Origin of the sequence: Actinomyces minihominis (assembly GCF_900187855.1) — a bacterium.
Classification (GTDB): Bacteria; Actinomycetota; Actinomycetes; order Actinomycetales; family Actinomycetaceae; genus Scrofimicrobium; species Scrofimicrobium minihominis.
This window is the reverse complement of sequence record NZ_FYEG01000004.1, coordinates 130,766-151,724: the sequence shown is the minus strand read 5'-3', so window position 1 is coordinate 151,724 and position 20,959 is coordinate 130,766. Positions and strand designations below refer to the sequence as shown.

Annotated in this window: 19 protein-coding genes and 1 tRNA gene; 14 read left to right on the top strand and 6 right to left on the bottom strand. The window is 59.3% G+C overall.

Annotated features, from left to right (window positions below):
• Positions 1-435: 435 nt before the first annotated feature.
• From CS903_RS09600 to CS903_RS06020, 11 genes are all read left to right on the top strand, one after another.
• Positions 436-3,051 (top strand): helix-turn-helix transcriptional regulator, encoded by a 2,616-nt coding sequence (locus CS903_RS09600; RefSeq protein ID WP_099332655.1) that lies wholly within the window; start codon positions 436-438, stop codon positions 3,049-3,051.
• Positions 3,052-3,130: 79 nt separating this feature from the next.
• A tRNA-Leu gene (locus CS903_RS06065) sits at positions 3,131-3,215 on the top strand.
• Between the two features lie 97 nt (positions 3,216-3,312).
• Positions 3,313-4,071 carry an SDR family oxidoreductase gene (locus CS903_RS06060; RefSeq protein WP_099332654.1) on the top strand — a complete coding sequence of 253 codons (759 nt, stop codon included), beginning with the start codon at positions 3,313-3,315 and terminating at the stop codon, positions 4,069-4,071.
• 25 nt (positions 4,072-4,096) lie between these two features.
• Positions 4,097-5,272, top strand: a complete 1,176-nt coding sequence (locus tag CS903_RS06055; protein WP_099332653.1) for a glycerate kinase — start codon at positions 4,097-4,099, stop codon at positions 5,270-5,272.
• 118 nt (positions 5,273-5,390) lie between these two features.
• Positions 5,391-6,875: a GntP family permease gene (locus tag CS903_RS06050; RefSeq protein ID WP_207203770.1), complete on the top strand. Its 1,485-nt coding sequence runs from the start codon at positions 5,391-5,393 to the stop codon at positions 6,873-6,875.
• A 1-nt stretch (position 6,876) separates the two neighbouring features.
• A complete protein-coding gene (locus CS903_RS06045) occupies positions 6,877-8,199 on the top strand; it encodes a four-carbon acid sugar kinase family protein (RefSeq protein WP_099332652.1) in 1,323 nt (440 codons plus the stop codon).
• Positions 8,200-8,263: 64 nt separating this feature from the next.
• The gene (gene pdxA / locus CS903_RS06040; RefSeq protein WP_099332651.1) at positions 8,264-9,310 is read left to right on the top strand and encodes a 4-hydroxythreonine-4-phosphate dehydrogenase PdxA; all 1,047 of its coding nucleotides are present in this window, start codon (positions 8,264-8,266) and stop codon (positions 9,308-9,310) included.
• Positions 9,311-9,415: 105 nt separating this feature from the next.
• Positions 9,416-10,183, top strand: coding sequence for a DeoR/GlpR family DNA-binding transcription regulator (locus CS903_RS06035; protein ID WP_099332650.1), 768 nt, complete (start codon positions 9,416-9,418; stop codon positions 10,181-10,183).
• 151 nt (positions 10,184-10,334) lie between these two features.
• Positions 10,335-10,811: a thioredoxin-dependent thiol peroxidase gene (gene bcp, locus CS903_RS06030; RefSeq protein ID WP_099332671.1), complete on the top strand. Its 477-nt coding sequence runs from the start codon at positions 10,335-10,337 to the stop codon at positions 10,809-10,811.
• A gap of 43 nt (positions 10,812-10,854) precedes the next feature.
• The gene (locus tag CS903_RS06025; RefSeq protein WP_099332649.1) at positions 10,855-11,589 is read left to right on the top strand and encodes a VIT1/CCC1 transporter family protein; all 735 of its coding nucleotides are present in this window, start codon (positions 10,855-10,857) and stop codon (positions 11,587-11,589) included.
• 25 nt (positions 11,590-11,614) lie between these two features.
• On the top strand, positions 11,615-12,217 hold the full coding sequence (locus tag CS903_RS06020; protein WP_099332648.1) for a 1-acyl-sn-glycerol-3-phosphate acyltransferase: 603 nt from the start codon (positions 11,615-11,617) through the stop codon (positions 12,215-12,217).
• On the opposite strand, the gene CS903_RS06015 is transcribed toward CS903_RS06020, so the two are convergent.
• The gene (locus tag CS903_RS06015; protein WP_099332647.1) at positions 12,214-13,263 is read right to left on the bottom strand and encodes a lysylphosphatidylglycerol synthase transmembrane domain-containing protein; all 1,050 of its coding nucleotides are present in this window, start codon (positions 13,261-13,263) and stop codon (positions 12,214-12,216) included. The two genes, CS903_RS06020 and CS903_RS06015, sit on opposite strands and share 4 nt — an antisense overlap.
• 103 nt (positions 13,264-13,366) lie before the next feature.
• On the opposite strand from CS903_RS06015, the gene CS903_RS06010 reads away from it, so the two are divergent.
• Positions 13,367-14,059 carry a hypothetical protein gene (locus CS903_RS06010; RefSeq protein ID WP_099332646.1) on the top strand — a complete coding sequence of 231 codons (693 nt, stop codon included), beginning with the start codon at positions 13,367-13,369 and terminating at the stop codon, positions 14,057-14,059.
• A gap of 17 nt (positions 14,060-14,076) precedes the next feature.
• On the top strand, positions 14,077-15,645 hold the full coding sequence (locus CS903_RS06005) for an aspartate:alanine exchanger family transporter (protein WP_099332645.1): 1,569 nt from the start codon (positions 14,077-14,079) through the stop codon (positions 15,643-15,645).
• Here the strand turns inward: CS903_RS06005 and CS903_RS06000 are convergent.
• Positions 15,642-16,637 carry a phosphatase PAP2 family protein gene (locus CS903_RS06000; protein ID WP_099332644.1) on the bottom strand — a complete coding sequence of 332 codons (996 nt, stop codon included), beginning with the start codon at positions 16,635-16,637 and terminating at the stop codon, positions 15,642-15,644. The two genes, CS903_RS06005 and CS903_RS06000, sit on opposite strands and share 4 nt — an antisense overlap.
• Positions 16,638-16,707: 70 nt before the next feature.
• Between CS903_RS06000 and CS903_RS05995 the strand changes: the two genes are divergently transcribed.
• Positions 16,708-17,124: a hypothetical protein gene (locus CS903_RS05995; RefSeq protein WP_099332643.1), complete on the top strand. Its 417-nt coding sequence runs from the start codon at positions 16,708-16,710 to the stop codon at positions 17,122-17,124.
• Positions 17,125-17,127: 3 nt separating this feature from the next.
• Here the strand turns inward: CS903_RS05995 and CS903_RS05990 are convergent, their stop codons facing one another.
• The 4 genes from CS903_RS05990 to CS903_RS09380 form a co-directional block, all read right to left on the bottom strand.
• Positions 17,128-17,550, bottom strand: a complete 423-nt coding sequence (locus CS903_RS05990) for a hypothetical protein (RefSeq protein WP_099332642.1) — start codon at positions 17,548-17,550, stop codon at positions 17,128-17,130.
• Between the two features lie 170 nt (positions 17,551-17,720).
• Complete coding sequence (locus tag CS903_RS05985; RefSeq protein ID WP_099332641.1) at positions 17,721-18,839, bottom strand: ABC transporter permease; 1,119 nt, start codon at positions 18,837-18,839, stop codon at positions 17,721-17,723.
• Complete coding sequence (locus CS903_RS05980; RefSeq protein WP_099332640.1) at positions 18,836-19,798, bottom strand: ABC transporter ATP-binding protein; 963 nt, start codon at positions 19,796-19,798, stop codon at positions 18,836-18,838. Before CS903_RS05980 ends, CS903_RS05985 begins: the two co-directional genes overlap by 4 nt.
• 103 nt (positions 19,799-19,901) lie before the next feature.
• Complete coding sequence (locus CS903_RS09380; protein WP_164996695.1) at positions 19,902-20,669, bottom strand: ATP-binding cassette domain-containing protein; 768 nt, start codon at positions 20,667-20,669, stop codon at positions 19,902-19,904.
• Between the last annotated feature and the right edge of the window lie 290 nt (positions 20,670-20,959).

Here is a 20,959-nt window from a genome sequence, read left to right as displayed (position 1 = left end):
CGGGCCATGGTTCAAACTTTGAAGGCAGTTCTGCAGAGGGGGACGATCCGGTTTGGGACCGGTGGGGCGAGTTTGCCTCAGACACCGTCTGAGCTGGGCAAACAGGGTTTTGTTGGGTGTAGAGTTGGACGGACCAGGGACATCGTTTCAAAGGTGAAACTAGCGATAACCTGGTGATTATGACCCGGGGTCGTCGCGGATGTGGGTGGACATTTGCCCGTGATTGCAATGATTAAGGTGGTGAGAAAACTGGGGAGAGACAGGGTTAGTTCGGGTGTGGGCTTGCGCTGCAGAATCGGGTGGTTAACGAAGAGAAAATCTGCACAGCCCGTATTACGCTGTAATGAAGGTAGTAGTGCGTGGTCTTGCCGCGAGCTAGAAATGGTTAATTGACCGTTATTGCTAGTGGTAGAGCGAGATTTGAGGTTGTTGTCTGTGAGTAGCTCAGACCTGGTGGTGCCGAGACTGTCCTCTGTTCATTGGGAGCGGGGTCGGCTGGTTGAGCTGGTACTCAGTGGGGCCCCCCTTGTTGTGGTGCGCGCGCCGGCCGGGTCAGGGAAGACAGGACTGCTGGTTGAGGTTGTGAATGCCCTCAGTGCCAACCCGCTGAATCGCTGCATCCTCGCTTCCGGTGAAGTCATTGAAGCGGTTCCGACGATAAAACTTTGGGAACATTGCGCAACCGAGCTGGGAGTGGATCTCAGCGCTTCGTCTGCTGGTGAAGCAGCGGATGAAGTGGGTGGTGAGGGACTTTTTGCGCCGGCCATGGAGGGCGTGTTCCGCTACCTAGCCAACACTAAAGAGAACGTTTACCTTGTCCTTGACAACTCTTCTTTCCTCACCAGAAGGGATGCTGAGTTCATCCTTCTGCTTCTTCGCACGTTCCAGAACTTCTTTGTAATCGCGGCCTCGCAGACCCGCGGTCAACTTGAGGACACCGCAACCAAGCAGACCTTCGATACGGTGATCATCGGACCTGAGGCGCTGGATTTTACACCGCAGGAAGTGGAGCAGTACCTGCGCCACTACGTCCCTTCGGTTTCCAATGCAACCATCCGTAGGGTCGCTAACGCGGGTCACGGCAATGTCGCCATGACGAAGGCTGCCGTGCAGAACCTAGTCCTTGCAGCAGAAAATGGGCGTGAGCTGGATGGCGTTGATTTGGACACCGTCATGTACGCGGCTGTCGGCTCGACCCTAGAGCCCGCCCTGAGCGATCCTGGTTTTGCGACCTTCCTCTTTCGGACCAGCGTGGTCGACACCTTCACCGAAGAGTTAGCCGAAACCATCTTGGGCCAGAAGAATGTTGGTGGTTGGCTGAAAAAGGCCGAAGAGATGGGGGTGGGGGCCTGGGATACTGTTTTGCCGGGTGTGTTCAGCTATGCACCGAACCTGCTTGAGATGCTTCGAAGGCTTCGGGTGGAAGCGCTGCCGGCCCGAGTGATCAGTGACTGTGCTGAGCGTGCGGTCAGGTACCAGCTTGAAACCGGAGATGTTTCGACAGCTCTGGTCACCGCTCTGAAGAACAAGCTTTTCCACAACGCCACCCATATCGTTGCCTCCAACCCAGGCCCCATCCTCGGCATGAAACTTGAGGATCTGCGAAGGATTCTGAGGTGGGTGCCTGAAAGCATTGCCGAGTACCAGCCCGAACTGGGATGCCTGGTTGCCGCCTCTTACGGAAGTTCCGGGGAGGGGCGGGCGGCTTCCCTGAACCTCCTCAGCCGCAGTGCGTCGACCGCCCGAAGCCAAAGAGACCGGACCGATCCGTTGCGGGATGCAATGCTGTATGCAACCGAGGGGTTGGCTTTACGTAAGTGTGGACGAATCGTCCAGGCTTATGAGTCCGCAAGAAAGTCGCAGGAGCTACTCTCGATTGAGATGCAGAAGGATCCGGCTAACTCTCTTCCTTTGGCTGAGTTTACGGCGGTAACCAATGCTGCCACATTGCTGACGGCGGGTGCTTTCCAGGAGGCCCTTGAACCACTGATGCAGGTGGCAGAGTGGGGTACATCAGAGTCAATGCGGGTGTTTGCCAATGCGCACCTTGCGGCCGCTGCGGCACTGGCGGGGGACATGTTTGCGGCTGAGCGGGCGGCACGCCTCTTCGAACTTGGGGCGGGCTTTGCTGAAAAGGGCAGCCTTCTTACGGGCAGCACCGATGTGATGATGGAGGTTTTCCGGGTCGGGAGAGCCCTTGAGCGCTTCGACCTGGAGGCCGCTGAAATGGCCTTGAACAACCTGGTTATCATCCCGGAGGCCGATCAGTATGCAGGCATAGTTTCTCATCTGCAGGCGATGATAGACCTGTTGTCCGAAAATGCTTCTGAGGGTTTGGTTCGGTTGCAGGCCAGCAGAAGTCGGCGTGCGTCTGAGGGGTTAACCAGCTATGCCGCGGCCACCTACGACTACGCCGAGCAGCTCCTCAAAGCCGCAACGGGAGAGGTTGTGGATCTTGCAGAGTTCCGCAACCAGGTTGATCTGCGTACGGCGCCCGCAGCCCAACTGCTGGTGTACAGCCGGGGGCTCTGTCTTTTGGGACGACCTGCCCCGGCCTTGCAGATGCTCTCAAAAGCCCTGCAGCGCAACGACCTCACAGTTCGAATCGGAACTGAAGCGGTTGCGCTCCAGGCTGCGATTCTCACGCAGTTCGATGCTGATCAGGACCTAAAGTTTGTCATCGAAAAGCTGGTCTCCATGCTGGTTGAGTACGGACTACGCACCCCGCTCGCCCTCCTCTCCGATTCAGATGCCACCGCCATCATTGAGGCGGGAGAGCGCGTCGGAGTAAGTGAGATCAAGATGCTGTTTGATGAGGTCCAGATGCGTCCGGACCAGCCAATCACCATTGTGACCCTGACGAAGCGAGAGAGGCAGATCCTCTTCCACCTGGACTCGGTGGAAACGCTCAAGGAAATAGCGGAGACCCTCTACATCTCTGAGAACACCGTGCGGACCCACGTCAAGTCCATTTACAAAAAACTGGGTGTTTCCAAGAGGAGCGATGCGGTCGCGGTCGGTGGAGCCAGGGGACTACTAGAAGAGTTGTGAGAGTCTCGGACGCTGTGGCGCATACCCTGTCTTGAGTCGATGATTCTCAAGGTAGGATATGTGACGGCATAGCAGCTAGGCGCTCGTGGCGGAATTGGCAGACGCGCTGGATTTAGGTTCCAGTGTCGCGAGACGTGTGGGTTCAAGTCCCACCGAGCGCACCAAAGTTTTTCTATCCCACCTGCCCCTCGCTGGGCGTGGCCCGAAGATCCGTCATCCAAACTTGGGGTGATCTGGAGATCGATGATGCACACTTGAAGAATGACTCTCAAACGTGCACTTGTAACCGGCGCTTCAACTGGAATTGGTGAAGCTACCGTTCGTTCCCTGGTGGCCTCGGGGTGGCAGGTTTTTGCCACAGCTCGCCGCACCAGCCGACTAGAAAAGCTTCGTGATGAGACCGGATGCGAGATCTTCGCTGCCGACCTCACCGCCCCTGACCAGGTCGAGCAACTGGTGGCTGCCATTGGGGGACCCCTGGGGGCTGTCGTACACGTGGCCGGTGGTGCGATTGGAACGGATCGGGTTGAGGACGGGTCCGTTGAGGTGTGGCGCCGAATGTATGAGATGAATGTGCTGGGTACCCTCGACCTCACCGGTCGTGTGCTGCCTCTCATTCGTGAGGCCGGCGGTGGCAGCCTGGTCTTCGTCACCTCGACAGCAGCGCATGGCACCTATCCGGGAGGAGCAGGTTATGTCGCTGCCAAACACGCTGAACGACAGATTCCAGCCACTCTCCGCTTAGAACTTGCTGGGGAACCAATCCGGGTGATTGAGATTGCCCCGGGAATGGTGCAAACAGCAGAGTTTTCACTCAATCGCCTCGGCAGCCAAGAGTCCGCTGACAATGTCTATAAGGGTGTGGACGGTCCACTGGTGGCTGAAGACATTGCTGAGGCCATTCGGTGGAGCCTGGACGCCCCCGCACATATGAATGTAGACCTGATGGTGCTGCGACCCGTGGCCCAGTCATCCAACACCGATGTTTGCCGCGTCCCCCTCAGGGTGAGGGAATCTTGAGCCGAAAAGGTGGGGAGCAGTGGTGATGCGAAGTCTCAAGGTTGTCTGCGCACTCGACTCATTCAAGGGCTCACTGGGTTCCTTGGACGCGGGTGAGGCCGCTTGCCGCGGTGTACTTAGAGCCGTGCCATCGGCCCAGGTTGTCGCGGTTCCAATAGCTGACGGGGGCGAAGGCACACTGGATGCCCTGATGTGGGCACACGGAAAGCAGTTGGTGTCCGTCGAGACAGTCGATGCCGCCAACCGGCCGATCTTGGCTGAGTACGGCATTATCGAACGGTGCGGGGCAAGGATTGCCGTCCTTGAGTGCGCCCAGACCGTCGGCTTGCACCAGGTCGCCGTTGACAGTCAACTTCCGCCAGTTGCCAGTTCTTTCGGGTTTGGAGCGGTCTTCCTTGACGCCCTGAACCACGATGTCGATGAGATTCTGGTGACGCTGGGAGGGTCGGCCACCACGGATGGCGGGACGGGGGTTTTCCAGGCCCTGGGTGCCGTGCTGAGAGATGCGAATGGAGACGTTATTCCAAGGGGCGTCAACCCACTCTGGACCTTCCACACGCTCGATGTTTCTGACATGCAGTCCCTTGGGGACACAAGGGTGACGATCCTGGGAGACGTCAAGAACCCGATGACCGGTCCCGAAGGTGCGGCTGCAACCTTTGGACCCCAAAAGGGGGCCACACCCGAGCAGGTGGCACACCTCGATTCTCAGCAAGCCAGGTGGGCAACGGTCCTTGAAGAAACTTTCGAACGGGTTGTGGACCGTGTTCCGGGATCGGGGGCAGCCGGGGGATTAGGTGGAGCCTTCGTGGCGCTCGGGGGTTCGATGCACCCTGGGTTTGATCGTGTGGCCCATGAAGTGGGACTGGCCGACATCCTGAAAGATGCTGATCTTGTCATCACGGGAGAGGGGTCTATCGATTCTCAGTCTGCATATGGAAAAGTGCCCTCCGGAGTTGCGCATCTCGCGCATCTTGTCGGTGCGCTTGCCGTTGGCCTTGGGGGCAGGATTAAGAGGCCGCTCCACGAAGTGGATGAGCTGCTGGACGGAGTCTTCCCCATACACTCAGAACCGCTCCCACTTGCTGAAGCTATGAGTCCTGAAACGACTGCCCAGGGGATTGAAGTGACCACTTTCGAGGTCGTACGACTCCTCTCCAGTGCGCACACGAACCGGAAGTTGCGCGATACGCCTAATTAATAGCCGTTGAAACCCTCAGAGTTGCCAAAGTTGCTTGTAATGCGCAGAACCTTCTGTCAGACTTATCACAGTCGGGCAGTGGGGCTCGGCTATCTTCAGCACAATTGAGGAGTTTTCCGTGGATGGACAACTGATTCTGGCGCTTGTGTTGGGCATCGCAGTCATCATCGTGACGGTTCTTTGGACCAGGCTTGATGCGTTTGTGGCCCTTCTACTAGCTGCGCTGGTAACCGGCATCGTCGCCGGGCAACCAATGTTAGAGACACTAAACGCGATAACCTCAGGCTTCGGCAACACCCTGGCAAGTATCGGCATCGTCATTGGTCTCGGTGTTGGTATCGGGAAGATGCTTGAGATCTCAGGGGCCGCAGATGCACTAGCCCGGGCTTTCCTTAGGGTATTTGGTCGTGGCAAGGAAGAATGGGCTATGGGGTCGGTGGGTGCTCTGGTCTCGATCCCTGTGTTCTGTGATTCGGGCTATGTGATCATGAACCCTCTGGCCCGCGCGGTGGCTCGGGTGAAGCGAGGCGGGTATGTCGCATTAGCGCTTGCCCTTGGCTGCGGTATGACTCTGACTCACCACATGGTGCCTCCGACTCCAGGCCCCCTCGCGGTAGCAGGTATCCTCGGCGCCGATCTTGGCCTAGTGATCGTCGTGGGCTTGATCTTTTCTGTCATCCTTCTCCCAGTGGTCGTGATCTACGCAAAGTGGGTGGGGCCGAAGCTGGAAGATAAGGTGATTCCAGAGATCCGAGCAGCGGTGTTTGGCCACGAAAATGCTGCCCTTCTTGCAGAGGATGGTGGCGACGGTTCCACAGTCTCTGGCGGGACGGTCATGACTGTTGTTGAGGACGTGCAGACCTATGACCCTGCCGCAGCACTGGGTGAAGCTCCAGCCGGAGCGAAGCCCCACCGAGTGGGGGCTCTCGTGGGAAGCTTGCCGCTGGTTGTTCCCCTTGTTCTGATCGTGCTGAACACCGTCTTCGCGGCAGTTGATAAGAACGCCCAGGGAACTCTTACAGGCGACTACGTGCCCTCAGATTGGACGATTCCGTTTTCGTTCCTCGGCAACCCGGTAATCGCACTTGTGATTGGCATTGTCCTCGCGGTGTACCTACTGATTCCCCGCTGGGTCCCAAGAGGCAAGGTTCAGCGGTGGTTGGGTGACTCTGCAGCCGCGGTCGGACTTATCCTCCTGATCACCGGTGCAGGTGGCGCCTTTGGACAGGTACTGCGTGTTTCGGGAGTCGGCGATGCGTTAGCGGAAGCTATTGCCGCGACACCGTTGCCAGCGTTCCTCGTGCCATTCCTCATTGCGACCTTGGTCAGGTTGGCTCAGGGGTCCGGAACAGTGGCGATGATTACTGCCGCGTCAGTTACTGCGCCCCTGGTTACCACCCTCGGTATCAACCCCATTGTTGCGGTGTTCGCATGCACGACCGGTTCAATGTTCTTCAGCTACTTCAACGACTCCTACTTCTGGGTGGTAACAAGATTTACCGGTCTCGAGGGCATGGATGCGATCAAGGGTTGGTCAGGCATAACCACCGCGGTTTGGGCGGGCTCCATTCCGTTGCTGATTATTCTGAACCTCGTGATGTGACATGGTTGAAGTTCTAATCGCCGCAGATGATCTGACTGGTGGAAATGCTTGCGCAGCCGGGTTTGCGCACGCTGGTCTCAGAGCGGTCACGACCTCGTTCTTCGAAGCCACTCACTCACTGCCTGACTTTGGTGACCGTTTCGATGCCATCGTCATCACGACTGATTCAAGGCACTCAACTCCGGAAGATGCTGCACTCGTAACTCGTGAGGCCATCCGGGCGGGATGGCCCGCACGGCTCGTGAGCTGTCGAATCGATACGACCCTGCGGGGGAATGTAGGTGCGGCGGCCGCGGCTGCAATCGGCGAGGTGCGTACCCTCTCGGGTGAGCGAACAGTTGGGCTCTGCGTTCCAGCATTTCCCAGCGCCAACCGCGTCACCGTTGAGGGGCGTCAGCTGCTTGAGGGCCGTCGACTAGAAGACACCGAACTCTCGAGAGATGTTCGCACCCCGGTGCGCACCTCTCTCGTCGAGGAGGTTCTCAGCGACCAGACTGGGATGAAGACAGCGCTTATCCCTCTTCATGTGGTGGCGGGTCCGAAAGTAGGGCTTGTCGCAGAGTTTCGCAGACTTCTTGAGATACAGGATCTGGACGCCATAGTGGCGGATTCCTTAGTGCCTGCGCACATTGAGGCCGTTGCTGAGGCCGCAGTTGAAGCAGGTGATGGGATCAGATGGGTAGGCATAGATCCGGGTCCGGCAACACTGGCTTTGGCTCAGGCAATGGGATTCAAGGGGTCGAAGATACAGGGGCGAGTCATTGCGGTATCAGGCTCGGCCTCGGATCTAACACAGCTACAACTGGGGCGTCTGATCGCTGAGCGGAACCCAGTGGTAGTTAGGCCAGTTTTCAAGCCGGGGGACAACCTGCCAGATATTGAACTCTCGGCGCAGGCGATGATAGAGGCCGTAAGGAGTGCTGGGCCTAGACAAGCGGTTCTCTACGCACAGGTACTGGTGCCTTCTGACCGACGCACTCTCACGGATGAGGAAGTAGAACGGCTGCCGGAGATCCTCGGTTCTATCGTGACGAAGACGCTTGAGGAGACTGCGGTTGATGGAGTCTACTCAACAGGCGGAGACATCACCGCAGCGATTCTCAGCAAGCTAGGAAGCTACGGCGTCGAGATCCATGGTGAGGTCATTCCGTTGGCTGTCGAAGGTGAAGTCATCGGAGGACCATGGGCAGGTCTGTCGATCGTCACCAAGGGTGGTCTGATTGGCGGTCCTGATGCGGCGATTCTATGCGTCGATAAGCTCACGCAGACTGCCAACCAGCGGAGCAAATGGGTCCGTGCTGCACCCCTGGTGGAGTCAGACTAGTGGCGGATGGATCGCGCACCTAACAGTGCCCAGTGGTTTGAATCATTTGAAGGAGAATGAGTACATGAGTAAGAAACCAGTTCTCGCGGTCACGATGGGTGACCCGGTCGGTATCGGCCCTGAGATTACGGCAATGACACTTGCCGAGTTTGCTGGGTCGGATGAGCACCACGGGATTGCTGTTGGTGATGCAGTTGCACTTCGCGCAGCCGTCAAGGCGCTCGGACTTCCCGTTGAAGTACGAGTTGTCGACAGCTGGGATACGCCTCCTTTGGGGGAGGGTGTCATAGATATCTATGACACCGGAGTCCTCGGAGACGAAATGCCAGCTTGGGGAGTAGTTGATGAGCGGGCCGGCCGAGCCGCGGTGGCGGCAATTGAGACTGCAACTGCGGCTGCCATGGATCAGAAGGTCGACGGAATAGTTACCGGACCAATCAACAAAGAGGCAATATGGGCTTCCGGTAGCAAGCATCTTGGGCACACGGAGATGCTCGGCGAGCTTACGGGGGTCACCAATCAAGACACCATGTTTGTGACGCGAAATGAAGAGCTCGATAACCACCATCTTCGGATTTTCTTCGCTACCAGACACCAGTCTCTGAGGGACGCGCTGAACTCAATCACTGTAGAGACACAGGTTGCTTCGATTGAGCGTGCGCATCGTGCACTTCAGGTCTTCGGTGTCCCAGATCCCCGCTTGGCCGTTGCGGCAATCAACCCGCACGGAGGTGAGGGTGGGGCATTTGGCTCGGAAGAGATTGATGTGCTGGCTCCCGCAGTCGCGATAGTCAACGAAAGGGGACTCAACGTAGCGGGACCAATCCCGGCGGATTCTGTCTTTCACCACGGAATCATTGGCAGGTATGACGGGATCCTGAGCCAGTACCACGATCAAGGACACATTGCGGCCAAGACGTATGACTTTGATGGCACCATCTCGGTCACCGTTGGACTTCCGATCCTTCGTACGTCTGTCGACCACGGCACCGCATTCGATATCGCGGGGAAGGGACTGGCTTCCCACGATACGATGCGCTCCGCCTATCTCGCTGCCGTCGACTATGCGCCCTTTGTCGAGGGAATCCGAGAGGAGTACCTGGTCAAGTAATTATTTTGGGACAATGGGTGCCAAGGCCCCAAGGTTCAAAGCCCTGAATGCAGGGCATTGACCGAGCCAAGTGTCCCAGACAATCAAAAGGGGTGGGGAGACTCCATGGCAGCACAGCGTACTTCAACGCGCAGGCGACAAGAAGGCATCAGAAATCTGGTCTTTTCAGGAACTCAGATGGTTGATGAGATCGCCAAGGCCATGGATGTCTCCCCTTCTACAATCCGCCGTGACCTCACCGTGCTTGAAGACCAGGGGGTAGTAACTCGGACACTGGGTGGGGCGATTCCGAGCCCTCAAATCCGAGAAAAAGTGCTTGCGGAGCGGGAAGAGATTGAGGTTGGAGCAAAGATTCAGATTGCGAAGGCCGCCGCTGAGTTGATTCCCGAAGAGGCATCCGTGATTTTCCTGGACGCTGGGTCTTCGTGCTCCAGGCTCATCCCTCACCTAGGTAACCGTGGACCACTAACCGTTGTAACCAGGGGTCTTGAAATTGCACTCGCCCTGGCTGACGACCCGAACATCGAGGTACTCCTGACCGGAGGAAAGGTCTTTCGTAACTCGCATTCCCTTTCCGGCGCACTGTTCACCGCCGCAGTCGAGAAACTTTATGTAGACATAGCATTCCTGGGTTGTGATGCCGTGCATCCCGTCGATGGGGTCGGGGAGCCAACCTTGGCGGAGGCTCAAACCAAAGAACTTATTGCTTCCAGATCGAATCGAACGGTCGTGCTGGCCCATGCTTCGAAACTTGGTCTTCGTCAGCATGCCTGGGCCCCAATGCCTCGAGGTTGGACCCTCGTCACGGATGAGAGATCTCGTGGAAAGCTGAAGCCGTACCGGGCTGCAGGAGTGCAGGTTGTGACTGCCTAAACCTCTCCGGAGGTCGGGTGTCCAAGACCGACGCGCACGAAGCGTTGGCGAAGTGCGGTGCCTCGGTCGGTTGGGCCGTGCTTGGTGCCGTGCTTATGTCGGAGGGTCGTGAGAGAATGGCGCCATGACTGAGAACACATCTAATAATGGCGTGATCCGCTTGGAAGTGGGGCAAGAGGCCCCTGCGTTCACCATCGAAACAACTGAGGGTGAGGTGACATTGGCCCAGCTGGTTGAGGCCGCTGAGAAGGGCGTCATCGTCTACTTCTATCCCAAGGCCATGACCCCGGGGTGCACCAAGGAAGCCTGCGACTTCCGTGACAACCTCAACTCCCTGAAGGGAGCCGGTTACTCCGTGATCGGCATCAGTGCGGACAAGATGACCTCGCTAGAGAAGTTCAAAGAGAAGGACTCGTTGAACTTTCCCCTGGGCACCGATCCGGACCACTCGATCATGAAGCAGTGGGGGACCTACGGTTCCAAGATGAACTACGGCAAGGTTTTCCAAGGCATCATCCGCTCAACCTTTGTCGTCGGCAAGGACGGAAAGATCGAGGTGGCGCAGTACAACGTCAAGGCTACGGGTCACGTTGCGCGCCTGCGTAAGACCCTCGGACTAGACGCCTAGATCCTGTGGTTAGGGATAAGAACGGCGGAAGGTAGGTCTGAAGATGCCCACCTTCCGCCTCCCGAACCCCACATTCTTCCTCAATCGCTACCGGGATAACTCTGAAGAGTGGAGCCCGCGGGATGATGCGCAGTGGCGTGAGTTGCTCTCGATTGGAAACGACGGGATCATCTCGTCGGCAGCGATTATCCAGGGTCTGCTCGCAGGGGGTGCCACCGGGCAGGAAGCGATCATCGGCGTCAGCGCTCTCATTGTCATTGGTGTCGCCACCAGTGCAGCAACCCAGTACGCCAAATCAGAATCAGAACGACAGGCGCAACTCAAGATTGTTGAACGGGAACAGAAGGCACTGGAGTCCTCCCCGGAGGAAGAGCTAGAGGAACTGGCCCGAATCTACGAGCTCAAGGGACTTTCTCCGAAGCTCAGCCTGGCTGTCGCCAAAGAGCTTACGGCCAACGATGCGCTGCGGGCCCAGCTTGAGGCCGAGTACGACATGGATGAGATTCCTGGGAAGGACTGGGCCTGGAGGAAGGCGGGCCTGGCGGGCTTGGCATTCCTGGGCGGAACCATCTTGCCCCTGCTTTTCCTGCTGATTCTGCCCTGGGATATCCGCGGAGAGATCACGGTGATCTCAGTTGTAATCGCCCTCATCATCTCCGGTTGGATCGGTCACCTGGTTGAGCATACGTCGGCTTGGCGGGCTATCCTGCGTACCCTGCTGATTGGACTGGTAATTTTGGGTATTTCAGCTCTCGCTGGATCACTGGTCACCTTCTAGATAGAACCGGCTCTAGACTGGCCCAATGAGTTTCAAAGCCGCCGTGGCAACCTCGGTTGCGCGCCTCCTCGGTTACCGTTTTCAGATCGAAGATGATCTGCCAAATGACGGTGCGATTTTCATTGGTGCTCCCCACACCTCCAACCTCGACTTCGGAGTCATGTTGCTAATTGCGTGGAAGGCCGGTGTTCCGGTGAGGTGGCTGGGTAAGTCGCAGGCCTTCGAAAACCCCCTCGGGTTCATTCCCCGCTGGCTGGGAGGCATTCCCGTCCGCCGACACGCCCCCCAGGGCATGGCTCAGGCCCTGGCAGAGGAACTGCGTGAAACACCGGGGGCCGTCCTCATCCTGGCCCCGGAAGGAACCCGCAAGAAGACCGATCGCTGGAAGTCCGGGTTCTACCGTATTGCCCGGGATGCGAACCTGCCGATTGTCATGGGGTTCATTGATACCAAGACCAAGACGATGGGCCTTGGGCCCGTCCTCTATCCCAGCGGAAATGTCACTGAAGATATGGACAGAATCCGGGCTTTCTATGAAGGCAAGGTGGGGATCAACCCCGGGCTTGAGAGCCGGGTCTGGATCAGCCTTGAGGCAGACCCCGAGGGTAGCCGAGCGGTTGGGGTTTAAATCAACTTCTTCCGCTGCATGTACTCAAATGCGACCCAGCCAACCGGGATCTGCAGGTAGAAGGTCGCCAGACGGAACGTGACAGCGGCCGTGAGTCCCACTGCCGCAGAAACACCGATGGTCGTCATACCCAGAGTCAGAGCGGCTTCAGTTGAACCAACCCCGCCTGGAATCGGCACCATGGAACCCAGGGTGTTGAAGACAAGGTAGGCGGCCCCCACCTTGAAGAAGTCCACGTTCGTGCCGAACGCCAGCAGTGCAAACGTAAACGACGCAATGAAAGAGAAGGTCTGCAGCGTGGCGCCGAACATAGCGAGGGCTAGCTGCTTGGGGTGCTTAAAGGCCCAGACGGCCTGCGGGTAGAAGCGCTCCCATACGCTCTTTACCTGCGTGATAATCCATTGACGGGTCACCTTGACCGCAAATACCACCGCCGCGGCAACTACGATGCCGAGGGCAACCCAGCCGACCACGTCCCAGGGCACCTTGATATCAGGGCTGATGCCCACGAGCAGTATCGCGGCAATCACCAGGATGAACGACGTGAGGAACTGGGACAGTTCCATGAGGATCATCGTTGCTACGGCCTGCGCCATCTTCATTCCGCGCTTCGACAGGAAGCGAATGCTGAGGGCGAGGGAACCCAGACCCGCGGGTGCAACCACTCCGACGAATGAGGAGGCCATCTGCGTGAGGAGGGCATCTTTGAAAGAGATTTTGATGGGGGCAAACACTCGCATGGGTATCGCGGCGCCAACCCAGGTCAAAGTCCCCACCGCGAACGAAGCCACGAACCACCAGGGGCTCATGTTCTCGAAGGCCTTCTCAAACTCTTCCGGTTTGATCGACTTGGTGACGATGAAAACCGCGACGACAAGTATTAGCAATGTGAAGAGGAACTTTGCCCCTTTGGTCTGATACCACCGGGTGGGTTTCTTCGCCTCTGCCACATCGGGTACCTCTGCCACCGAACTAGCTTTGGTGTCTGCCACCACTGCCTTGGCATCAGCCACCGATGCATCCGGAGTGGATGGGGACGAATCCATTAGCAAAGTCTCCCGTTGTCAGCCCGTAATCGGTAGCGTTCAGAATGCCCCTGATTCTATCTTGTTTCCAGTACGACCGCCCCGCGCCCTGTAGTGTCATCGCATGGCGAAGAAACACGATTCCTACTCGGGAGGTTCCCTCGAGGACGAGGTGAGCTACGTCCTCGGCAATCTCCTCTCAAAACATGAGCACCGCGTTGATGGAGTTCTCAAACGACTCAGCGTGGGAACGAACGACGGGCGCAAGGCACTGAGACGCCTCGACCGGGCCTTCCTCACCGTCGCGGCAGGCACCGGGGTTGCCAAGGGCCTTGGCTCCTCAGCACGCAGAAACCTAAAGATTCCGGCAGGCGCCCTCAACAAGGTCTCTTCGGTTGGACTGCTCTCAATGACAGCCCTTTACATCCTGGGTCACGCCCGGGTCAGGGGTATCAGCACCTCTGATCCCCGGGTCCAGGAGGCGGTGCACAGCGCACTCCTTGCCAGCGCCGCCCTCCCCATCGGGCAGATGATGCTGGATAATCTAGCCCGTTTTGCACGCCCGTCGGTGGGTCTGCCCACCGATCCCCGCACGTGGTTCGTCATCGCGGCAGGTGTGGCCGGGGGTGGAATCTCTGGAAACACGATTGGTCACGGCATCGTCGAATCCGTCTATGAGGCCTTCGGTGATGTTGAGGGTCCGGTTGACCTGGACTTCAAACCAGGCGACCAGGCCGAGAATGTTGGCGAGGTCGAACACCTGGACGTACCTCAGATACTTGATATCGATGACATCCGCGCGGGGGAGTACAACTAGCCGCGTAGGGTTGGAGCATGACGGATTTCCTGGTAGGTCAGCCACTGCTCACGCTGTTCATTGTGCTTGCGCTAGGGGCTGCCCTGGGTGCGATTCGGGTTGGCCCACTTCGCCTGGGGGCGGCCGGAGCCCTGTTTGTCGCCCTGACCTTCTCCGCAATTAACCCCGATCTGGCAGAGGGCTTCGGTCTGGTCCAGCAGATCGGCCTGGCGCTGTTCGTCTACACGGTCGGTATCGCCTCGGGGGCCACAATTGGCAAGGCACTACGCACCAACATGCCGCTGATGATCGGCGCGATCATTGCGAGCGTCCTCGGCGGAATCACGGCGGCGCTGCTGGGGAACTGGTTCGAACTACCCAGTGGCCTCTCCACGGGCCTTTTCACCGGGGCACTGACCGCAGCACCCGCCCTCGACGCCGCCACCCGGCTGGTCGGGGGACCCGAGGCCGCCGTGGGCTACTCCACCGGCTACCCCATGGGTGTCATCGTCGGCGTGATCGTGGTGACGCTCGTGGCGGGACTGCGCTGGCAGGGCGGAAAGGACACGCCACCGCTTGCGGGCCGGGGGCTGCACGCCCTCACAGTTCGAGTCACCAAGACGATCCAGCCGAAGGACATTCCTGAGTGGGCGGACCAGACGGTTCGTTTTTCCTACGTGCGACGTGAGGGCACGACGCGCGTCCTCGTTCCCGGTGAGGAACTGCGTGAGGGCGACGAGATCGTCGTTGTTGGGGAGCCCGGTGGGCCAGAACTGGTCCTTGATCGCATCGGGGTTCCGGTGGCAGAGCACCTTGCTGACGATCGCTCCGAAGTGGAGTTTGTTCGCATCGTCCTCTCCAATGACACACTGCCGGGTCACACGGTCTCTGAACTGAGTCTCCCCTCTCGCTACGGCGCGGTGGTGACCCGGGTGCGGCGCGGGGACCTAGATTTGCTGGCTCGGGAAGATCTGCCCCTGCAGGCAGGCGATGCCCTGGCCGTGGTTGTGCCGCGGGAGGAAGTGGGGGCGGTCAAGAAGTACCTCGGTGACTCACAGAGGTCGATTGCCGAAATGGACTCCCTGTCCATTGGGATCGGCCTGGTGCTGGGGATTCTGGTCGGCATGGTGTCGATCCCCCTGCCGGGGGGCACCACCTTTGAACTGGGTGGGGCTGCTGGACCGCTGCTGGTCGGGATGATTCTCGGTGCTTTGCGCCGCACCGGTCCGCTGGTGTGGTCGATGCCCGACACCGTCAACCTGACGGTTCGGCACCTGGGTATGCTGCTGTTCCTCTCGGCCCTGGGACTATCTGCCGGCCCGGCGGTGGCATCGCTTCTGAGCGAGCCCATGGGGTTCAAAGCCATCCTGCTGGCAACTATCGTCGCGGTGGTGGGCTGTGTGGTCATGGTTGTGGCGGGTCGGGTAGCCGGACTGTCCGCGGCGCGCACCGCCGGGGGAGTGGCGGGTTTTCTTGGGCAACCCGCAGTGTTTCAAGCAGCCGACGCGCGGGTGCGGGATGAGCGGATTGAGAGCGCCTACAGCACGCTGTTCGCCCTCGCCATCCTGGTGAAGATCCTGCTGGTCCCGCTGGTGTGGATGATCTAAGCCCCGGGGCGGGTGCTGACGCGGTGCATGGTTCCCCAGAACCACAGCGCAGCCACGGTTGAGAAGCCGAGGGCGAGGGACTGGGCGGCCAGATACATGTTCTCGTTGAACGCGGGATCAAGGTGAGCGGTTAGTTGGGCCGGGGTTCCCGTCGAGTACGAACTGGCGATTTCCTGCAGCACCCCGAAGTTGCTGAGAGTCGCCACCCCGAGGGTGGTGCCAACCACGAGGGAGCTAACCCCGACCAGGGTCATACCAACGACGAAGATGACTCTAAGGGGATAGGAACGGCCTTCCTCGGGCCTCACCTGGTGGGTACGGACCAGCCACAGCATGACCAGGGCCCCGACGAAAAGAACGATGAGGTCACCGCCGATGGTGTCAGAGAGCCTGTGCCAGCGGGCCTGCAGGGTGGCGGCGCCGACGGAGGTGGCCCAGCTGGCCGCCAGGAGCATGGCCAGGCCGCGCCAGCGGTAGGACACCACCAGCAGCAGGGAAATCAGGATGGCCATGGCTATCGTGGTGTGCCCGGAAGGGAAAGAGTTGTGCGCGTTGTTCTGGTAAATATCCGCGAGGTCGGGGCGGGGGATGAAGTGCTTGAGGACCTCGGCGAGCACGGTCGCGAGTCCCAGGGTGGCGATTCCAGCCACTGCCACGCGCCACGACCTGCGCAGCAAACCGGCCACCAGGTAGGCACCCATGACGACGAGCAGAGAGGTGACCGAGATGACCTTGAGGGTGTCGAGGGCGTCGGTAACCTCCGGACCCGTGAGCTGCTCGGCTCCAAGTAGTGCGGAGTTCTCCATGTACTGACCGATCCTCGTTCTCACCAATCCGATGTAGGTGACGGCAAAGAGGATCATGGCGATAACGGACATTCCCACCCAGCGGGAGCCGATTTGGCTGCGCATCAATGTCCGGTCCGGGTAGCTGTGCGACGGTGGGGTCCAGAATGTCTCTGTCGAGCGGTACTGAGGCGTAGCTTCACTCATAAAACTTCCTTTCCTCCAAACTGGCGCACCCCTCCCGAACTTCCGCGGGCAAATGTGGTTACTCTTAAGTATGGACTCATCCTGGGCAGATCAAAGACGTCAAAACGCACTCGCGCAAGCGCAGAGGCTTCGGGAACGTGAAGCCGCAGAGAGTGCGCAGGCCAGGGAGTACCTGGAGAAATTTATATCGGCAGCCAGGCGGACCGGGGTGGGGCCCGAACAGCTCTACGTTTCTGACGGAAACGGGAAGAGGGCGAAGACACCGCTGCAGGGGTGGTACCTCAAGGCTGACAGATCGGTGGCAGTTGCTGAGGACGGACAGTTCTACATCCTCACCGCGCCCCTGTCGTTGGCTCAGCGCCTGCGAGGGGTGAACCCGGAGGCTTCGGCTCCGACCCTGATTCTAGGAAAAGGGGGACGCGACGGAGAGCAGATCGATTTGACCGAAGCGCTCTCCGTGCGCATCCCCACCTGGGCAGAGGGCTAGAGGCTAGCTCTGTGCCTGCGGAGCAGGGCAGACCTCAAGGAAGGTCTCGGTCTGCTCACTCATCGCGATGTAAGAGGAAACCAGGCCATCTTGGTCCTCGTTTGCTGCGGCCTCGAGTCCCTCGATCTGCAGGGCTGAGATGGGTTCCCAGACATCCTTGACCGTCTGATTGCTCAGTTCACGGTCGAGTTTGGTGAGGTGATTCTTCGCAGCAATCACCATTTCGTGCAGTTCCTCTGGGGAGTCACCGCTGAACTTGTTCAGCTCAACACTCAGTTCCTCCATCGAGGACATGATCAGCGCGCAGGCTTCTTCCTGAGTCTGCGGGCCGGCCGAACCAGACTGGTCCGAGGTGCCTCCGGTTGAGCAGGCCGCCAGGGACAGCATCGCGATGGCTGCGGCGGAGGCAGCAAGAAGTTTCTTCATAGTTTTCACCCTTCTGGTTGCTCCCAGCCGACTACAGGCGCACCCGACTGTCTGGATCAACAGGGTCCATTGTTGCGGCCCCGCCCTCAAACAGTGCGTTTCTGCCGACCAAATGTGGCAATTGCGACTACGGGCGGAAAGTGGGATCCGGGCACTTTTGGGCGCTCAGACTAGTTGCGATCCCCCACCCAGGCCTCTTTGAGCTTCAGACGCCCACCCATCTTGAGGACGGAAGAGCGGTAGATACGGGCCGCGATCAGGACGATGAGAATGTCGCTGAGGGCCAGGACCAGCAGGGAAAGTAGTGGTTCCCAGAAGGCGACCCCACCCGTAAACATCCGCACCGGCATCGCCACAATCGAGGTGAAGGGGACGTAGGAGGCGATCGCCATCACCGTGGGGTTCTGCCCGAAAATGATGACGATGAAGTAGGGCGCCATGGCCAGCATGATGACGGGGGAGAGCACGGAACCAGTGTCTTCGATGCGTGACACCAGTGAGGCAGCCGCGGCGAAGATCGAGGCGAAGAGGACGAACCCAAAAATAAAGAAGACGATGAACCAAAGCATGGGTGCGGACAGCATGGTGAGTAGTCCGCTCTGGCCGGTCACAACCAGACCGAGCACGGCAGCCAGAACCACCGCGGCTGTCTGACCGACCGCCAGGATTGAGTTACCGAGGATCTTGCCCGCCAGTAGCACTCGGGAGGAGACCGCGGAAATGAGCAGCTCAACCGTCCTCGTCTGCTTCTCCACCACGGTGTTCTGCGCGATGGTGGAACCGAAGGTCATCACTGACATCATGAAGATGACGCCGAAGACCAAGGAGACGATGTAGTCGAGGCCGAACTCGTACTCATCACTCTGTTCACCTAGGAGTTCCACCTCGGGAGAAAGTGTGGTCGACATGGATACCACGGTGGGAACCGAGTCGAGGGCGACCAGGCGGTAGTCGAGGACGGAGTCGGGGGAGGTCGATGGCAGGATTGCGGTCTCAACCTCCCCGTTGAGAACCATGTTGATGGCATCCTCTTCACTGCCCGCGGTAACCGTGGTGATCAGCGGGTTTCCCGCGATGACTTCCTCAGTCTCAGAGACCACTGCCACGGTCGCTTCCATGTCGGTGGCGGCAGCCCGGTTCGCCATGATCCCGCCGAAGGTGGTGAGGGCGAAGGCAGCAATCAACAGGATGGCGGTGGAGATGATGAATGACTTGGTACGGACCTGGGCCGTTACTTCACGTTTGGCCACCAGCCAGGTTGCTCCGGCAGCAGAAGATGAGTGTTTCATGCGCTTTCCTCCGCATCGTGGTTGGTACCCGCCACAACGTCGCGGAAGATTTCGGTTAGCGGGGTGTTGACGGGGCCGACGCTTATGAGGGGCCCGCGGGCCACCAGGTCGGCGATGATGCGCCGCAGCAGGGTTTGCTGCTCGTCGTCAGATCCGCTCAGTGTCAGGGTGACGCTCTGGGAGGCCGGTCGTTCCCAGTTCCCCTCGACAGCCACCACATCGGCCTGGGTGACGCCCGGGACTGCTGCCAGCCAGGAGAGGTCGTGCGGGGCGCTGAGAGCGTACATGTTCTTGCTGTACTCCTGGCGCAACCCCTCGATGCTGCCGGCAGCAAGAATCTTGCCCCCGGAGATGATGACCAGGTCATCACACAGTCGTTCCACCACGTCGAGCTGGTGGCTGGAAAGCATCAGGGGAATGCCGCGTTCAGCGTGCTGGGTGAGGACGGAGAGGATGACATCCACCGCCATCGGGTCGAGGCCGCTGAAAGGTTCATCGAGAATGAGCGCGGTGGGTTGGTGGACAAGCGAGACCGCCACCTGGGCTCGCTGCTGGTTTCCCAGCGAGAGGTTCTCGATAGGGTCCTTGGCGCGCTCGGTCAGGTCAAGCGTCTCCAACAGCCTGTCACTTGCAGCGGTTGCTTCCGTCTTGGAAAGGCCGTGCAGCATGGCAAAGTAGACCATCTGTTCCCGCAGAGGCATCTTGGGGTAGAGGCCGCGCTCTTCGGGCATGTAACCAAAGGATCGACGTGTGGCCTGGTCCAGTTCGATCCCGTCGAGGGTGACGGTGCCGGCCGAAGGGGCGAGAACGCCGAGGATCATCCGCATGACGGTGGTCTTACCGGCTCCATTAGCGCCGACGAATCCCGTCAGTCGCCCCCGTTCCACCGAGAAACTTGCGTTATCTACTGCCAGGCGGTCACCAAAGCGACGGCTCAGGCCATGGGTCTGTAATGCCATGGGGATCACACTATTAGATGCACAGAGAAAAAAGCTAAATCGTAAAGAATATGAACAGTTGACTACTGTGATTTTTCTCGAGACTCTGTTCCTTCTTCAGTCCCTAGTTGCCGGAGCTTCCGCTACCTTGCAGCGGGAGGATCCGTCCTTGCCAGCGTGCTCGCAGCCAACGGTCATGCGAGGCGACGATGACCGTCCCGGGATAGTCGGGGATCTGCTCCTCAAGAGCGGTTGCAAGGGCGAGTGAGAGGTGGTTGGTCGGTTCATCGAGAAGGAGCAAATGTGGAGGGTGGGCCAGAAGGGAGGCCAGTTCGACCCGGCGATGCTGGCCGACACTGAGGGAGGCGAGGGGGCGGTTGAGGTCCCGGGGTTCGAGGAGGCCGAAGTTGGCCAGGGGAACCGCCTCGGCTTGCGCCTCTCCGACTGCGTCCGCGTACGCCTGGGTGGCTGTGCGTGCCAGCCCTCGCTGATGGGGGTCCGGGAGAAACACCTCCTGGTGCAACATGCCGATGCTTCCTCTTGCATCCAGGGCCGTGACCTCTCCGCTTGAGGGTGGGAGAAGTCCGGCAAGGACCTGAAGGAGGGTGGACTTACCGGTTCCATTTGCTCCGGTAACCAGCAGGTGTTCGCCGGGTTCGAGCCGGAATGAAACGGGGGAGAGGCGTCCTTTTACGGTGATACCCGCAGCTGACACCGCGATGCCCTGCCGCTTTGAATCGGCCTCAGCCCCAAGTCCCGCGAAGTGCAGGGGTCGGGGCGGCTTCGCAACCTGGTCCCGCTCCAACTCGGTGAGCTTTCTTTCCACCTCACCAACCCGTCGCGACACAACACGAGCATTGCGGTCACCATAGAACTTCTTGGCTATGCGCACCTCGGATCGTGGTTTCCAGTCGACGTGCCCGACGACGGGGGTGACCCTTGCGGAAGCGCGTAGTCGCTTCAGTTCGTCCTGCTCGTCGCGGTACCGTTTAGTCCAGCGTTCCCTGTCCGCAGCGCGCTGCAGTAGATAGTCGCTGTAGCTCCCGGTGAACCGAGTGATGCCGAACCCGCCGTGTTGTTCGTCATTGAGTTGACGAACAAGGGCGTGGGCCCGGGGTGCAGGATCGAGGTCAATGAGGACTGTGGCGACCTCGTCAAGGAAGGCACGGTCGTGACTTGCAA

What these genes read in the sequence shown, in the direction of transcription:
- CS903_RS06000 (WP_099332644.1), bottom strand. Translation starts at nt 16,637, where the DNA reads ATGAGTGAAGCTACGCCTCAGTACCGCTCGACAGAGACATTCTGGACC.
- CS903_RS05990 (WP_099332642.1), bottom strand. Translation starts at nt 17,550, where the DNA reads ATGAAGAAACTTCTTGCTGCCTCCGCCGCAGCCATCGCGATGCTGTCC.
- CS903_RS05985 (WP_099332641.1), bottom strand. Translation starts at nt 18,839, where the DNA reads ATGAAACACTCATCTTCTGCTGCCGGAGCAACCTGGCTGGTGGCCAAA.
- CS903_RS06060 (WP_099332654.1), top strand. Translation starts at nt 3,313, where the DNA reads ATGACTCTCAAACGTGCACTTGTAACCGGCGCTTCAACTGGAATTGGT.
- CS903_RS06020 (WP_099332648.1), top strand. Translation starts at nt 11,615, where the DNA reads ATGAGTTTCAAAGCCGCCGTGGCAACCTCGGTTGCGCGCCTCCTCGGT.
- CS903_RS06015 (WP_099332647.1), bottom strand. Translation starts at nt 13,263, where the DNA reads ATGGATTCGTCCCCATCCACTCCGGATGCATCGGTGGCTGATGCCAAG.
- CS903_RS06010 (WP_099332646.1), top strand. Translation starts at nt 13,367, where the DNA reads ATGGCGAAGAAACACGATTCCTACTCGGGAGGTTCCCTCGAGGACGAG.
- pdxA (WP_099332651.1), top strand. Translation starts at nt 8,264, where the DNA reads ATGAGTAAGAAACCAGTTCTCGCGGTCACGATGGGTGACCCGGTCGGT.
- CS903_RS06055 (WP_099332653.1), top strand. Translation starts at nt 4,097, where the DNA reads ATGCGAAGTCTCAAGGTTGTCTGCGCACTCGACTCATTCAAGGGCTCA.
- CS903_RS05980 (WP_099332640.1), bottom strand. Translation starts at nt 19,798, where the DNA reads ATGGCATTACAGACCCATGGCCTGAGCCGTCGCTTTGGTGACCGCCTG.
- CS903_RS05995 (WP_099332643.1), top strand. Translation starts at nt 16,708, where the DNA reads ATGGACTCATCCTGGGCAGATCAAAGACGTCAAAACGCACTCGCGCAA.
- CS903_RS06005 (WP_099332645.1), top strand. Translation starts at nt 14,077, where the DNA reads ATGACGGATTTCCTGGTAGGTCAGCCACTGCTCACGCTGTTCATTGTG.
- CS903_RS06035 (WP_099332650.1), top strand. Translation starts at nt 9,416, where the DNA reads ATGGCAGCACAGCGTACTTCAACGCGCAGGCGACAAGAAGGCATCAGA.
- CS903_RS06025 (WP_099332649.1), top strand. Translation starts at nt 10,855, where the DNA reads ATGCCCACCTTCCGCCTCCCGAACCCCACATTCTTCCTCAATCGCTAC.
- CS903_RS06045 (WP_099332652.1), top strand. Translation starts at nt 6,877, where the DNA reads ATGGTTGAAGTTCTAATCGCCGCAGATGATCTGACTGGTGGAAATGCT.